Raw genomic sequence first — 15,261 nt, forward strand, 5'->3', positions numbered from 1 at the left:
GGTATTTATGGATGAAATATGGGCTGAGAATATGATTTCTCAGCCCATACGTTACCTTTGTCAACAGGTCCTTTTCTCCGCTCACGCTCAAGCAGCCTTTTTACCACCTGCTTATCCTGAAAGCCGTAGTATTCTGCAACTTCCCGTTGGGTTTTCCCATCTGCCAGCATTGCCTTGATTTCAGGCAGCAGTGCTTGAACGTGTGTGTATTTCCGTTTCTCCATGACAAGACCCCCTGATGTAGTCTATTTTCCTACATCAGGGGGCCTTTTGTCACTGTCCGTTTTTACTGGACCGGTTCAGAAAGCCGGACATCTTTTTTTGCAACTATGGGAACCGATTCACTTGTTGGCGCATCTATAGGGTGTCCGGACAGTGGGACAGGGAGGTGGGAGTATGGCAACCATAGAACTGGCTGGTATACAGAGCGCGCAGGAGCAATTTGCCGCCCTGGTTACCCAGCACAGCCGCAGTATGTTCCGAGCCGCCCGGGCGGTGCTGGACTGCGACGCCGACGCGGAAGATGCGGTGAGCGAGGCGGTGCTGTTGGCTTGGAAAAACTGGGGGCGTCTGCGGAGCGGTGACGCCGCCCGAGCCTGGCTGCTGAAAATCACAGTCAACTGTGCCTATGGCTACCGGCGCAAAAGTGCCCGGGTAGTGTACACCGACACGGTGGAACAGCTGGCAGGCGGCATCGAAGACCCGCCGGTTGCTCACCTGTGGGAAGCGGTGCTCCGCCTACCGGAGGACCAGCGGGCGGTCGTGACCCTCTACTATTACGAGGACTTGCCCGTCAAGAAGATCGCCCGCATCTTGGGTGTGGCCCAGGGTACGGTGAAATCCAGGCTGAGCCGTGCCAGACAGAATTTGAGAGAGCTACTGCGAGAGGAGGAAGAATAATGAACGGATGGGATCAACGGCTCCGTGCCCGGGCCCGGCGGGAGGATTGCCCACTGCCCAGGGGTTTTGAGGAACGGATTCAGAAGGAGCTGAACCAACTGCCGGAACAGGACAAAAAAGGGCATCAAAAAAGGCCCCTAAGCCGGGTGCTGTGGCTGGCGGCCTGCCTGGCGGCAGGGCTGTGCCTGACTGCGGCTGCGGCGGCATTGACCGCATGCTACTTCCCCGGCGTGGGAGCCATAAAGAGCGGGGTAAAGGTGTGGCGCATGGAGGAGCCCCAGGAGTGGACTCAAGATGGGTGGACGTACCGCCTGGAGGCAGAGCGGCAGGGCGAGGTGATCCGGGTCCACCTGGAGCAGTATTCCACCCAATCCCTGCCAGAACGGGACGATGATGAGTCAGACTACGGCTATCAAATGAAGCTCTTTGCCGGGGATCAGGAACTGGAGACCGGCCTGGACTCTGTTCTGGAGGGCTGGGAGACGGTTGCCGATTTGAGAGCAAGCGGATGCTATACCAGTTATCTGACCGACGCAGAACTGGAGCAGGGCTTTCTGACCCAGGGGACCACCGGGACCAGCTTTCAGGCAGTGGAGCAGCCGGAGGAGGGCTATACCCTGCACATCTACACCTATGACGGCGGCACACTGCTGTGGGAAAAGCAGATCAAGCTGGCCACCGTTCAGGCTCTGGATATGACAGAGACCAGCCGGACCTTTGATGCGGGAACGGTCACCGCTCTGGTCAGCAAGGATGGGCGGCTGCTGGACCTGTACCCGGAGAGGAAGGTGGAAAACGACAGCGCCCTGGCCTTTGTCTACGCCCATGACGTGGTGTTTATTGGAGCGTCGGGTGAGCAATACCCGGCACAGATGCTGTCCGACGGCACCGGGACCTGGATCTGTAATGCGCCGGAGGGTGAGACCATCACGGCGGTGGAGATCGGCGCCCTGCGGCTAAAGCGGATGTACCTGGACAACGGGGTGCAGCGTGAGGCCGTACCGGTCACCTATTGGGATTTGAACTGGGTCATTCCGGTTGGGTGAAGTCCACCACCGGACTGGTGGTCCACTCCGACCCGCAAGGTTTTGGGGTGGGAAAGCACAGGCTGTACAGATCGGTATACCTGGCCTCCAACTCAAAGAGCCGCCGGGCGGGACCGGTGAGGGCTTTGGCCTGAGCCGGTTTGGTCAGAATGGGCAGGGTGCAGACATCCTTCATCCGCTTCAATAACGCCTGTCCCCGACGGTTGAGCCCCAGCACGCGAGCATAGGGTGGCAGGACGGGGCGGTCTGTGGTCAGCCCCAAAAAGGCGGACAGAGCCAGCCGCCGCAGCCGGGCATGGGTGTATCGTTTGGTTTTGACCAATGCATAAAATTCATTCAGAGAGAGGGCCTGTCGGGCGGCGCGGACCAGCCGTTCCGGCAGGCCCTCTGCTGTGCCGCTGTCGGGCAGGTCGGCCCAGGCCCCGGTATCCATGGTCCGCAGTTTGGCCAGAATGGCCCGTTCCACGTAAGAAAGGGAGGAAATCTTCCCCAGCCGCTCCAAAGTACCGGCGGGGACCAGTGAGGCGGCCTCTTCATACCGCTCTGTCCGAAGCAGCCGCCGTATCTGGGTGGCAGAGGCAAAGCCTTCCACTGTCTCGGTTCCGCCGTGGGCCGCTCCCCGGCGGGGCACCGTCACCACCTCCAGAGGGCAGTTCAGGTAGGCTAACGCCCGCAGATATTCCACCCCCAGATTGTTGTTGGGGGTGGACAGACAGGGACAGCCCGCCGCCTCCTGCCGGGCGGCGGGAAAAGAGAGTCCTTTGTCCAGGGCCGCCCGCAGCCGGGCAGGGTAGGCCGGGTGGTCCAATGCCGCTGCCGCCTGGGCCAGTTCCGCCGCACTGCCGCACTCGCTGCCGAAGGAAAGTACCTCTACCACCCCGGAGGCGGCAAAAAGAGACACCGCCCCCCGGGCAAAGGTCTCCGCCGACGCCATAGCCCAGGGGGTGGGCAGCTCCAGCACCAGGTCGGCGCCCCCTGCCAGCGCCAGCCCCGCCCGGGTCCACTTGTCCCCAATGGCGCAGTCCGCTCCCTGGACCCAGTGGCCGCTCATGACGCATACCACAGGGCAGTCCTGTCCCAGCAGACAGCGGGTCTGGGCTATGTGCCAGCGGTGGCCCAGATGGAAGGGATTGTACTCGGCGACGATTCCAACGGCGGTCATTGCTTTTCCTCCAGAACGAGAGTAAAATTTTTCTCCCTTTCAGTAAAAATGTGGGTTGTCCTTTGCGGAAAAAAGGGATAAAATAAAACTGATATGTGCTCCTATTGTACTACGGGAACGCTTGGCGCTCAAGCCACAGTTTATCAGGAAAAGTAAGGAGAGATTGTACCATGAAAGTTCTGGTCATCAACGCTGGCAGCTCTTCCCTCAAGTATCAGCTCATGGACCCCGGCACCCGTGAGGTGCTGGCCAAGGGTCTGTGTGAGCGTATCGGCATCGACGGCCGTCTGACCCACAAGGTCCCCGCCAAGGATGCCAAGTATGAGTTTGAGATCCCCATGCCCACCCATGCCGAGGCCATTCAGGCTGTGCTGGACGCCCTGCTCTCCAGCGAGCACGGCGTGATCAAGAGCGCCTCTGAGATCGACGCGGTGGGTCACCGGGTGGTTCACGGCGGCGAGAAGTTTGCCGGCTCTGTGCGTATCACCGACGAGGTCATGGCCGCTCTGGAGGAGTGCATCCCCCTGGCTCCTCTCCACAACCCCGCCAATATCACCGGCATCCAGGCCTGCCAGAAGGTCATGCCCGGCGTGCCCATGGTAGGTGTGTTCGACACCGCTTTCCATCAGACCATGCCTCCCAAGAGCTACATTTACGCTCTGCCCTATGAGTACTATGAGAAGGACAAGGTCCGCCGCTACGGCTTCCACGGCACTTCTCACCGCTATGTGTCTGGCCGGGCCGCCGCCATGCTGGGCAAGCCCATCGAGGAGCTGAAGATCATCACCTGCCACCTGGGCAATGGCTCCTCTGTGGCCGCTGTGGACTGCGGCAAGAGTGTGGACACCTCCATGGGCTTCACCCCCCTTGCCGGTCTGCCCATGGGCACCCGCTCCGGCGACCTGGATGCCGGTATCATGGAGTACCTGATGAACAAGTACGGGTATGACATGAAGGAAATGATGAACATCCTCAACAAGAAGTCCGGCGTGCTGGGCATTTCCGGCGTGTCCTCCGACTTCCGGGATGTTGAGAATGCCGCCAACGAGGGCAACCAGCAGGCCGCCCTGGCTCTGGAGGCCTTCCAGTACGGCGTGAAGAAGCTCATCGGCGCCTATGCCGCCGCCATGGGCGGGGTGGATGCCATCGTCTTCACCGCCGGCGTGGGCGAGAACGACGCCAATACCCGCATGGGCGCTACTTCAGGCCTGGAGTTCATGGGCGTGAAGATGGACGCTGAGGCCAACAACGTCCGGGGCAAGGAGACTGTGATCTCTGCTCCCGACTCCAAGGTCAAGGTGCTGCTCATCCCCACCGACGAGGAGCTTATGATCGCCATGGACACCGCTGAGATCGTGGGCAAGTAAGATAAAACCAATAAAAGGGGCGCTGCAAAGCAGCGCCCCTTTTACATGTCTGTAAGAAAAAGGAAGAGAGGATTTTAAGAAAAATTTATCTTTTTTTGAGTAAAAATTTTCTTTGATTTTGGTATGCTCTTTAGGACGTTCCTTCCAAACAAATTGTGAACAATTGGTATCTTCCGTTGACACCTGACAGGCTGTCGTATTAAGATTGTGACAGCTTGTCAGGTCTGGAGGGAAGTCCATGCCGAGCACCACATTTTTTCACCTGCCGGAGGAAAAGCGGCAGCGGCTGCTGGGAGCGGCCCGGGCGGAATTTGTCCGGGTACCCTATGAGGAGGCCTCCATCAACCGGATTATCCGGGAGGCCGGTATCCCCAGAGGAAGCTTTTATATGTACTTCACCGACAAAGAGGATCTGTTCCGCTATCTGATGGAAACCTATGGCGAGCTGCTGATCCAGCGGATGGGGGAGCGGCTGGACTGGAACCGGGGTGATCTGTTTGCCGCGTCTCTGGCCCTGTTTGACCATGTACAGGCCAACTGGCACAGCGGTGAGTTCCGGGAGATGGCGGCCATCCTCCGCCGCAACCGGCAGCTTCAGCCCGGGCTGGTCCTCAACCGGCAGGGGCCCTGTGCCGTTTTGGACCGGCTGCGGGGACAGATCGACCTGTCCCGGCTGGATCTGCAAACTGATACCGATCTGCCCGATCTGTTCCATCTGCTGATAGCCTCTGCCGCAGGAGCGGTGGTATCGATGGGGAAAGAGGGCAGCCCGGAGCAGGTCAGAGCCCGGCTGGTCCGTATGTTGGACCTTCTGCGGCGGGGAGCGGCGGCCAAGTCCTCCCCCTGCAATGAGGTATAGCAAAGAAAAGGAGAAACGACGATGGAAGCAACCCAGGTCAAACCGGAAACGCCTGCCGCTCCGCCGGAGAAGCAGGACAAAAAGGCGCCGGAATTTAAGGCGCCCAAAAAGAAGCGCAAGTGGGTCAAACGGCTCATCATCCTGGTTGTGGTGGTGGCTCTGCTGCTCTTTCTGCTGGCCCGCTGCATGGGGACGGGTCAGAAGCTGCTGAGCAGCATCTATTTACCCTATACCGTTTCCATGCAGGACATGACCGTTTCGGTGTCCGGCACCGGCACCATTGAACCCATCCAGTCCTACAACGTGACCACCCTGGTCAGCGGCGAGATTCTGGAGGCCCCCTTTGAGGAGGGACAGACGGTCCACAAGGGGGATGTGCTCTTCCGCATCGACGCCAAGGATGTGGAAAACAACATTGCCCAGCTGGAGCTCAATGTCCAGTCGGCCCAGCTGGCCTTGGACGATCTGCTCAAGACTCAGAGCGATAACCAGAAGGACCGCAATATCACCGCCAAGGATTCCGGTGTGATTACCGAGCTCCATGTGGAGCGTGGAGACAGCGTAACGGTGGGTACCGTTATTGCCGACGTGCTGGACCGGGATCACATGAAGCTGAAGGTACCCTTCCATGCGGCGGACGCGGCGAGCTTTTATGTAGGCCAGCAGGCCACCGTGGCGGTCAGCGGCACCGCCTCCACCCTCACCGGAACGGTCAGCGAGATCGCCGCCACCGACGAGGTGGGGGCGGGAGGCACCCGGGTACGGCAGGTGACTATTCAGGTCAACAACCCCGGCGTACTGGATGAGAACAGCCAGGGCACCGCCTCTATCGGCGGTACTGCCTGCGCCTCCGGGTCCAACTTTACCTATGCCTCCTCCGGACAGATCACGGCCAAGGCCGCCGGGGACCTGGACGTGCTCAACATCAAGGAAGGGGACCGGGTCAGCGAGGGGCAGATCGTAGGCGTGATCTCAGAGCAGGATTTGGAGACTCAGATTGAAAACGCCCGGATTTCTCTGGAAAATGCCCAGCTTTCTCTGAAAAGTGCCCAGGAGAAGCTGGACGACTACACCATTACCTCTACCATTGACGGCGAGGTAATCGAGAAGAACCTGGACGTGGGGGACAACATCAACGGCATGTCCAGTTCGGGGACCACAGTTACTTATCCCGCCGTCATCTATGACCGCTCTCAGCTCACCTTTGAGATGGAGATTGACGAGCAGGACATCAGCCAGATTCAGGTGGGGCAGAAGGTGGAGATCACCGCTGATGCCCTGGACGGCCAGAGCTTCACCGGCGTGGTGGATAAGATCAATATCAACGGCACCACCGCCAGCGGACATACCAGCTACCCGGTAACCATTCTGGTGGACGGCTCTCCGGAGGAGCTCTATCCCGGCATGAATGTCTCCGCCAAGATCATTGTGGAGGAAGTGGGGAATGTGCTGGCCCTGCCGGTGGAGGCCGTGGAGCGGGGAGACACCGTGCTGGTGGCCGGTGAGGGCTGCCTGGACGAGAACGGAAACGTGGTGGACTTTACCGCTGCTGAGGAGCGTCAGGTCACGCTGGGCCGCAACGATGACAACTATATTGAGATCGTAGACGGTCTGGAGGAGGGGGAAATCATCCTGGCCCCCAGCCCCCAGGGCTCCAGCATGATGGAAACAATCACGGGGATGAGTTAAGCTATGGGACACCTCATTGAACTGAAGGATATCTATAAGATCTATCAGATGGGAGAGGAGACCGTCCACGCCCTGGACGGCATTTCCTTGACGGTGGATCAGGGGGAGTTTGTGGCCATCGTGGGCCAGTCCGGCTCGGGCAAGTCCACCGCCATGAATATCATCGGCTGTCTGGACGTGCCCACCTCCGGCACCTACCACCTGGCCGGAGTGGATGTGTCCACCATGGACGACGACCAGCAGGCCGAGATCCGCAATAAAATGTTGGGCTTTATTTTCCAGCAGTACAACCTGATCCCCAAGCTCAGCGTATTGGAAAATGTGGAGCTGCCCCTGCTCTATGCCGGTGTCTCCGGCGGCGAGCGGCGGGAGCGGGCGCTCCAGGCCCTGGAACGGGTGGGCCTGGTGGATAAGCGCAAGAATCTGCCCAGCCAGCTCTCCGGCGGCCAGCAGCAGCGGGTATCCATTGCCCGGGCCCTGGCAGGCAGCCCGTCGGTGATTTTGGCCGACGAGCCCACCGGCGCCCTGGACTCCCGCACCGGCCGGGAGGTGCTCCGCTTTCTCCAGAAGCTCAATGCCGAGGGGGACACGGTGGTGCTCATCACCCACGATAACTCGATTGCTGTCAAGGCAAAACGCATCGTGCGCTTACAGGACGGAAGGATCATCTATGATGGCGATGCCCATGATCCCCAGGCCGTGGTCCAGCCCGACCTGGAACAGAACGGAGACGATGCCAGGGAGGTGCTCAACGTATGAAGATCGGGCAATCCTTCCGTCTGGCCATCAAGAGCCTGCTGACCAGTAAGGTGCGGGCCCTGCTTACCATGCTGGGCATTATCATCGGTGTGGCGGCGGTCATCGTCATCGTTTCGCTGGGCAACGGAATGCAGCAATACATGAACAGCCAGTTTGAGCAGATCGGCGTCAATATGATCCAGGTCTCTGTCTTCTCCTACGGCGGGAACCGGGAAGTCACTCCCGACGACTTCTATGGGCTGGCGGAGAAATATCCCCAGTATATCGAGTCGGTAAGTCCCTACCTCAGCGCCTCCGCAGTGGTGCGTCAGGGGGCCCAGGAGTATGAGCGCACCAGTGTATATGGGGTCAGCGAGACCCTATATAATCCGGAAAAGGGACAGACCGCCAGCGGAGACACCCTGGAAGAGGGGCGGTTTCTCAGCTATGTGGATGTGGAGCGCAACCAGAAGGTGTGCGTGATCGGCAGCTATCTGAATCAGGCCATGTTTGACGGCAAGGGGATCGGCCAGAGCCTGACGGTGGGGGGTGTGCCCTATACCGTCATCGGCACTCTGAGCGAAAAGGCCGACTCCACCGAGGGCAGCGGGGATGATCTGATCTATCTGCCCTATGGATTGGTGGAGCAGCTCAACGCCGCCGGCAGCGGTATGGGCAGCAGCAGCTATCTGGTGACCAGCACCAGCAAAGAGACCTCCTCTGCCGCCAAAGGCGTGATTGAGCGTATGCTCAACCGGATCTATGGGGACAGCAGCGTCTATATGGTCATGACTTCGGCGGAAATGATGGAAATGATGGACTCCATGCTGAGTGTGCTTATGACCATCCTGGTGATTATCGCCGCCATCTCTCTGGTGGTGGGAGGCATCGGCATCATGAATATCATGCTGGTGTCGGTGACCGAGCGCACCCGGGAGATCGGCATCCGCAAGTCCCTGGGGGCCAAGGGCCGGGACATCCGCAGCCAGTTCATCATTGAGGCGGGCACCACCTCCGCCATCGGCGGGGTGATCGGTATCCTGTTCGGTATTTTGCTGGCTAACCTGTTTACAGCAGTGGCCGGTGTGATTGTCAGTGATGCCGATGGCTTTGCCGCCATTCCCAACCTCAGCGGTATTTTGGTCTCCTTTGGTGTGTCGGTGGGCATCGGGGTACTCTTTGGCTACCTGCCCGCCGACAAGGCCGCCAAGCTCAACCCCATTGACGCTTTGCGGTACGACTGACCTGCCGGTCTACCTTTTTCTTGCCTCCCATTCCGGGAAGGTATATACTGAAGACACATAAGAAGCGCCCGTTTCCGTGAGAAGGAGAAAAAAGATGAAACATCGACTGTTATCGGGACTGCTGGCCGTGGTATTGGTGCTGGGGCTGGCGCCCATGGCGCTGGCGGCGCCGCCGACGGAGGAAGAGGCCGCCCAGGTGCTGGCCGCGCTGGACATTATGGTGGGAGACGATGAGGGCAATCTGGCCCTGGACCGTACCGTGACCCGGGCGGAATTTACCAAAATGACGGTGGCCGCCTCCACCAGCCGGGATACGGTGGGAGACACGGTGGCGGTCAAGCCCTATCCAGACGTACCCCAGACCCACTGGGCCGCCCCCTATATCAAAGCCGCGGTGGACCTGAATCTGGTGCAGGGAGATCTGTACGGCAACTTCAACCCCAACCAGAAAATCACTCTGGCGGAAGGGGTCACCATCCTGCTGCGGCTGTTGGGCTACAGCGACAGTGATTTTACCGGTCTGTGGCCGGCGGGCCAGATGGCCCAGTACCGGGCCCTGGGTCTGGACGAAGGGGTGAGCTGCGGCCAGAACGATTACATGACCCGGCGCGACTGCCTATACCTCTTTTATAATCTGATGGTCACCAAGGATAAGTCCGGGACCTACCATCTGAACACCCTGGAGCCCACCCTGAACCTGGTCAACGCCGACGGGGAGCTGGACCGGGTGGCCCTGGTGAATTCCGCCATGGAGGGCCCCGTGGTGGCTTCCTCCGGCTGGCAGTCCAAGATTCCCTTTGCTGCCGGCAGCGCCACAGTCTACCGCAACGGCAGTACCTCCAATCTGGACAACATTCAGGCGCAGGATGTGGTCTACTGGTCGGAGTCCATGCATACCATCTGGGCCTACTCCGACAAGGTAACCGGTCTGCTGGAGGCCATCAGCCCCTCTGCCGCCGCCCCCACCTCCGTGACGGTGGCAGGCAAGAGCTATACCATTGAAACCACTGAGGCGGCCTATGCCCTGTCCGATTTGGGCAGCTATGCCGTAGGCGACCGGGTCACGCTGCTGCTGGGCCGCAACGGCGGCGTGGCAGCCCTGGGTGAGGCCCAGACCGACAGTGATCTGATCTATGGCGTCATTACCCAGGTGGAAAATCTGCCCTATGACGACGGAGACAATGACAGCTATACCGCCCGCACCATCACTGTGGTGGCCACAGACGGCAACGCCTACCGCTATCAGTGCAGCGCCACTGGCCTGAAGGAAGGCGATCTGGTGCGCGTGGTGGCCGGAAACGACAAGCTGGAGGTCAAGCGGCTGACGGAGATGGGTCTTACCGGCAAGATGAACGCCGCCGGCACCAGACTGGGCGACTATGTCCTGGCAGATGATATCCAGATCATTGATACCTATGAGGGATGCACGCCCATCCGGGTCTACCCGGAGCGGTTGGCCGGGGTGGAGTTCACCGAGGACATGGTACGCTACTATGTACTCAACTCCGACGGTCAGATCACCCACCTGATCCTGGACGATGTGACGGGCGATATCCATCAGTACGGCGTCATCACGGATATGATGGAGGTCAATATGGGTATGGAGGTCTCCTCCACCTACACCTTCGATGTGGGCGGACAGACCCAGGTATTCAGCTCCTACAATACGGTCTATAAGCTGGTACTGGGTCCCTGCCAGGTGAAGATGGAAAGTGACACCACGGTGGAGCGGCTGTATAATCTGAGCAGCCGCCGGCTGGAGAGCGTCAGCGTGGCGGATAAGGTGGCCGTGGGTGATAACCGGCAGTACCGTCTGTCCGACCAGGTGGCGGTCTATGTCTATGAGAAGGGGCAGTATATGCCCTCCAGCCTGAGCCGGGTGGCAGAGGGGGATTACGTCCTCACCGGCTGGTATGATAAGACCGAGAGCGCCGGTGGCCGCATCCGGGTCATCATAGCCCAGTAACGAGCGGCGCCAGACAGTAAACAGCAACACACAGCCCCGTCGGATGCGACTGCGTCCGCCGGGGCTGTGTCTTTTGGAAAAGGTGCAAAATTTCACCGCGGTGGTGTATAAGTACCGGCCAGCCTGTCCAAAATAAGGCTCGGAGGTGCTGAAGAATATGAAAAAATCATTCTACCACCGTTTCAGTGACTTTATCGAGGGAAAGGGATTCTACATCGTCCTGGCGCTTTGTATCGCGGCCATTGGAATCTCCGGCTGGTTCCTCTTCTCCACGCTGACCAGAGAGGAGCCGGAGCGTCCGGTAGGCGGTTCTGCCAGCATCACGGTGACGCCCAAGCCCACTGCCACAGCCGCGGCGATCCAGCCCCAGAAGCCCGTTGTGACGGCCACAGCCCGGCCTGCCGCCACAGCTTCCGCCGCGGCAACGGCTGCCCCGTCGGCGGCCCAGCCCACGCCTACCCCCACGCCTACGCCCAAGAGCGCCCCCACCTCTCTGACCTGGCCGGTCCAGGGTGAGGTGCTGGCCGGTTACAGTGTGGAAACCCTGGCCTATGATGCCACTATGGGGGACTGGCGTACCCACGACGGGGTGGATATCGCCGCCACTGCCGGCACTGAGGTGCGGGCTCCCGCGTCCGGTGTGGTCACAGAGGTGACTGAAGACGTGATGCTGGGTACCACTGTGGTCATTGACCACGGCGGGAATATGACCACCACCTGCGCCAATCTGGCGGGTATGCCCACCGTGGAGGTGGGGGATACCGTCACCGTGGGGGATGTGATCGGCTCGGTGGGGGATACCGCCATCGCCGAGAGTGCTCTGCCCAGCCACCTGCATTTCAGCGTGGCCCAGGATGGCCAGAGCGTGGACCCTATGGAACTGTTGGGTCACTGAACAAGCGTAAAACAAACCGGACCGCGAAAGGAAAAGCGCGGTCCGGTTTGTTTTGTATCTTACTGCCGCAGGGTGTCGCCGGTGCCCCGGGTAATTTTGACCACAAGCCCGCTGAGGGCCAGCAGGCCGATTAGGTTGGGCAGCACCATCAGACCGTTGAACAGGTCGGACAGGGACCATACCAGGTCCACCTTCAGGGTGGAGCCCACCACGATAAAGGCCACCACGATCACCGCGTATCCTTTGGTAGCCTTCTTCCCGAATAGGGCCTTTACATTGAGCTCGCCGAAGAAATACCAGCCAATGATGGTGGAGAAGGCAAAGAAGAGCATACAGATGGCCACAAAAGCGTTGCCAAAGGTGCCGAAAGCGGCGTTGAAGGCGGCCTGGGCCAAAGCGGTACCCTGTAAGGGGCCGTTTACCGGCTGGAGCAGGCCGGAGGACAAAATGACCAGGGCAGTCAAGGTGAGCACGATAAAGGTGTCGATAAAGACGCCCATCATGGCAATCACGCCTTGGTCCTGGGGCTTCTCCACTTTAGCCATAGCGTGGGCGTGCGGGGTGGAGCCCATACCGGCCTCGTTGGAGAAAAGGCCCCGGGCTACGCCGTAGCGCATGGCCTCCCGCATGGTCAGTCCCAGCGCGCCGCCCAGCACCGCCTGAGGGTCAAAGGCGCACACAAAGATGGACTTCAGGGCGGAGAGCAGGGCGCTGTGGTTGATGAACAGGATCACAATGCAGCCCACAATGTAAAAGAAGGCCATAATGGGGACGATCTTCTCGGTGAAGGAGGCAATACGCTGTACGCCCCCCAGGAAGATGAAAGCGGCGATCAGGGCGATGATGACCCCTACCACCAGCTTGGGGATGCCAAAGGCGGTATGGAAGGCGTCACCGATGGAGTTGGACTGGACCATATTGCCCATAAAGCCGAGGGCCAGAATGATGGCCACAGCAAAGAAGCCGGACAGAAAGGTACCAAACTGATTCTGGAAGGCGGCCCGGATATAGTAGAGAGGGCCGCCAGCCACGTGGCCGTCTTTGTCTACCGTGCGGAATCTCTGGGCCAGCACGGCCTCGGAATAGATGGTGGCCATGCCGAAGAAGGCGGACAGCCACATCCAGAAGATGGCCCCCGGGCCGCCGGAGTAGAGGGCGGTGGCGCAGCCGGTGATGTTGCCGGTGCCTACCTGGGCGGCAATGGCGGTGGTCAGGGCCTGAAAGGAGGACATACCCTCCTTGCCTGCCCGGGCGACCTTCATGGAGAAGCCGCCGAACAGCCGGCGCATACCCTCGCCAAACTTGCGCAGCTGGATAAAGCCCAGGCGCACTGTGAAGTAAATGCCGGTGGCCACCAGCAGGAACAGCAGTGCATAGTCCCACAGCACTTTGTTCACCACGCCTACCAGTCCTTCGATCCATTCCATCTCATTCTCTCCTCTTTCTCTGTGAAATTGCGGCAAAGAAAAGGGCCAAACCGCCTGTTTGCGGTTTGGCCCTGAAATACAGCACAAGACACCCGGCCTGGCCGGATGTCACTGCGTTCACTCTGTCCTTTTGCCTGAGAGATTGGCGCTCCTTGAGAGCGCGTTGCACCTTCGGCATCTCCGCTGGGGAGACTTCTCCAGAGCCACATCCATCCACAGTCCTCATTTCCTGGGGGAAACACCTGAGAGTTTTGCTCCTTCGGTAAGCCGGACGGCTTTTTCCTGTGGACTTCCCTTGTCGCTATGTGGGGGACGAATGTCCACCCAATTTCATAGTGAGAACTATAGCACGGTAAAGCGTACTTGTCAAGAGGTGGAAAAAACAAAAATAGGAAAGGCAATCACCGAAGTGATTGCCTTTCCTGGTACGGCTGAAGGGATTCGAACCCCCGACCTTTTGGTTCGTAGCCAAACACTCTATCCAACTGAGCTACAGCCGCGTATCAGCTCAAGTGAGTTTCTCTCGCTGACAGCTTAGTTATATTAGCACAGTTTCTGACAGAATGCAAGAGCAAATTGAAAAGTTTCTCAAAAAATTTTTGAGATTACGGTTTGTCCGACTGTTCCGCGATAATGCGCTCCAGGCAGCCCATCAGATCGGACATGGTTTCCAACCGCACGCCCATGCGGAGAATGTGCTCCCGCAGGTGGGGCGGCATGGAGTCGAACTGGGGCCGGATCGCCGGGTCCACATAAGCCATCGTATCACCTCCCACAGTTCCAGTATAACCGGCTGGAGAAAAAAGGATACGGCTGGCATCAAAAAACGCGCCTCTCAATGGAGGCGCGGGAGTTTTGGTCTGGCCCCTCCGCAGGGGGCGATTGCCGCCCTGCGGGGGGACAGTGGGTTGTGCATTGAAAAGAGAGAAGAGAGGAGGAGTCATGTCTTTGAGATCTTTGGTATCCTGACATCACATATCATACCAGATTCCACGGCCAAGTGGTGAACCGTTTTGGAACTTACTGTGAACGAATTATGAACGAATCAGTTTGCCGCGCTTGCCGACGGTTGGGGGGCTATAGCAGGGTGATAAACTGACTGCTGGCCCAGCCCACCATACCGTCCAGCTTCACTACGTACCAGTCCTCCCACTGGTTGAGAACGGTGAGCCGGGTACCGTCATAGGCCTTGGCCAGCACGGCGGCGGTAGTGGAGGGCTTATCCCGGATGTTCAGGTAGCCCCAGGAGACGTCCACCATAGCGGGACGGGGGGACTGAGGCTCCAGGAAGGGCAGGCCGAAATACTCGGTGAGAGAAAGCACCAGGTTGCGGGCGATGGCGTCCAGATTGGTCTGGATCCAAACGGCGTCATCCGGGTTGTCGTGGTAGCCCAGCTCCAGGAATACCGACGGGGCCCGCACCCGCCGCACCTCGCCGATGGCGGTGGTGGACTCGGCCCGTACCTTGTTGGGCAGGGGGTAGATGGTTTTCAGACCGTTGGCGATGAGCTGGGCAGCCCGCTTGCCCTCCACTGAGCCGGGATAGTAATAGACCAGGATGCCCCGGGCCTGACCGTACTGCTCCTCTGGCGCGGCGTTGGAGTGGAGCGCCAGGTGAAGATCGTAGTTTCCGGCGTTGGAGGCCCGGATGGAGGAAAGGGCGGTCATGTCGGGGGTATTACGGGAAAAGCGGATACCGGCGGCGGTGAGATAGGGCTCCATGGCGTCGGCCAGGCGGTTCATCCACTCCTCTTCCGTGCCGCCGTTCACATACAGATTATTCTCCTGGGTGGAGGGGGAGAGATAGATGATGGGCATAGAAAAAGACCTCCTTTTCTCCATGCTATGTGGAAGAAGGGAGGCTTGACAGCGCCGATTCACCGTCGGCGGATGGAGAAATGAGATTCCGATAAAAACAACGGTCCCGGTGCGTCGAAGCGCACCGGGACCGGAGGAGTTATGCAGTTG

Annotated in this window: 14 protein-coding genes, 1 tRNA gene and 1 riboswitch; of the genes, 9 read left to right on the forward strand and 6 right to left on the reverse strand. The window is 59.4% G+C overall.

Annotation, left to right across the window (positions count from 1 at the left end):
- Positions 1–5 precede the first annotated feature (5 nt).
- Entirely contained in the window at positions 6–224 is a 219-nt protein-coding gene (locus Q0J75_RS05725; protein WP_297197994.1) for a hypothetical protein, read from the reverse strand.
- Positions 225–396: 172 nt separating this feature from the next.
- Between Q0J75_RS05725 and Q0J75_RS05730 the strand changes: the two genes are divergently transcribed.
- The gene (locus Q0J75_RS05730; protein ID WP_297197996.1) at positions 397–900 is read left to right on the forward strand and encodes an RNA polymerase sigma factor; all 504 of its coding nucleotides are present in this window, start codon (positions 397–399) and stop codon (positions 898–900) included.
- Complete coding sequence (locus tag Q0J75_RS05735) at positions 900–1,946, forward strand: hypothetical protein (RefSeq protein WP_297197998.1); 1,047 nt, start codon at positions 900–902, stop codon at positions 1,944–1,946. Before Q0J75_RS05730 ends, Q0J75_RS05735 begins: the two co-directional genes overlap by 1 nt.
- Here Q0J75_RS05735 and Q0J75_RS05740 read toward each other — a convergent pair.
- Positions 1,930–3,108, reverse strand: a complete 1,179-nt coding sequence (locus Q0J75_RS05740; protein ID WP_297197999.1) for a tRNA(Met) cytidine acetate ligase — start codon at positions 3,106–3,108, stop codon at positions 1,930–1,932. The genes Q0J75_RS05735 and Q0J75_RS05740 overlap by 17 nt on opposite strands.
- Positions 3,109–3,278: 170 nt before the next feature.
- On the opposite strand from Q0J75_RS05740, the gene Q0J75_RS05745 reads away from it, so the two are divergent.
- The 7 genes from Q0J75_RS05745 to Q0J75_RS05775 all read left to right on the forward strand — a co-directional run bounded on the left by Q0J75_RS05745 (position 3,279) and on the right by Q0J75_RS05775 (position 11,866).
- Positions 3,279–4,475 carry an acetate/propionate family kinase gene (locus Q0J75_RS05745; protein ID WP_297198000.1) on the forward strand — a complete coding sequence of 399 codons (1,197 nt, stop codon included), beginning with the start codon at positions 3,279–3,281 and terminating at the stop codon, positions 4,473–4,475.
- A gap of 238 nt (positions 4,476–4,713) precedes the next feature.
- Positions 4,714–5,334 (forward strand): TetR/AcrR family transcriptional regulator, encoded by a 621-nt coding sequence (locus tag Q0J75_RS05750; RefSeq protein WP_297198001.1) that lies wholly within the window; start codon positions 4,714–4,716, stop codon positions 5,332–5,334.
- A 21-nt stretch (positions 5,335–5,355) separates the two neighbouring features.
- A complete protein-coding gene (locus Q0J75_RS05755; RefSeq protein ID WP_297198002.1) occupies positions 5,356–7,023 on the forward strand; it encodes an HlyD family efflux transporter periplasmic adaptor subunit in 1,668 nt (555 codons plus the stop codon).
- Positions 7,024–7,026: 3 nt separating this feature from the next.
- Positions 7,027–7,782 carry an ABC transporter ATP-binding protein gene (locus Q0J75_RS05760; RefSeq protein WP_297198005.1) on the forward strand — a complete coding sequence of 252 codons (756 nt, stop codon included), beginning with the start codon at positions 7,027–7,029 and terminating at the stop codon, positions 7,780–7,782.
- Complete coding sequence (locus tag Q0J75_RS05765; RefSeq protein WP_297198008.1) at positions 7,779–9,005, forward strand: ABC transporter permease; 1,227 nt, start codon at positions 7,779–7,781, stop codon at positions 9,003–9,005. The genes Q0J75_RS05760 and Q0J75_RS05765 overlap by 4 nt, the downstream gene beginning before the upstream one ends.
- A 94-nt stretch (positions 9,006–9,099) precedes the next feature.
- Entirely contained in the window at positions 9,100–10,971 is a 1,872-nt protein-coding gene (locus Q0J75_RS05770) for an S-layer homology domain-containing protein (protein ID WP_297198010.1), read from the forward strand.
- A 157-nt stretch (positions 10,972–11,128) separates the two neighbouring features.
- Positions 11,129–11,866, forward strand: a complete 738-nt coding sequence (locus Q0J75_RS05775; protein WP_297198013.1) for a M23 family metallopeptidase — start codon at positions 11,129–11,131, stop codon at positions 11,864–11,866.
- A gap of 59 nt (positions 11,867–11,925) precedes the next feature.
- On the opposite strand, the gene Q0J75_RS05780 is transcribed toward Q0J75_RS05775, so the two are convergent.
- The 4 genes from Q0J75_RS05780 to Q0J75_RS05795 all read right to left on the reverse strand — a co-directional run bounded on the left by Q0J75_RS05780 (position 11,926) and on the right by Q0J75_RS05795 (position 15,111).
- Positions 11,926–13,293: an alanine/glycine:cation symporter family protein gene (locus Q0J75_RS05780; protein ID WP_297198015.1), complete on the reverse strand. Its 1,368-nt coding sequence runs from the start codon at positions 13,291–13,293 to the stop codon at positions 11,926–11,928.
- Positions 13,294–13,405: 112 nt separating this feature from the next.
- Positions 13,406–13,504, reverse strand: a riboswitch (glycine riboswitch).
- A 212-nt stretch (positions 13,505–13,716) separates the two neighbouring features.
- Positions 13,717–13,793: transfer RNA gene (locus Q0J75_RS05785), tRNA-Arg, on the reverse strand.
- 105 nt (positions 13,794–13,898) lie between these two features.
- Positions 13,899–14,054, reverse strand: coding sequence for a hypothetical protein (locus tag Q0J75_RS05790; protein ID WP_297198018.1), 156 nt, complete (start codon positions 14,052–14,054; stop codon positions 13,899–13,901).
- A gap of 316 nt (positions 14,055–14,370) precedes the next feature.
- Positions 14,371–15,111, reverse strand: a complete 741-nt coding sequence (locus Q0J75_RS05795; RefSeq protein WP_297198019.1) for an N-acetylmuramoyl-L-alanine amidase — start codon at positions 15,109–15,111, stop codon at positions 14,371–14,373.
- Positions 15,112–15,261 lie beyond the last annotated feature (150 nt).

Source organism: uncultured Flavonifractor sp., assembly GCF_944385615.1.
Classification (GTDB): Bacteria; Bacillota; Clostridia; order Oscillospirales; family Oscillospiraceae; genus Flavonifractor.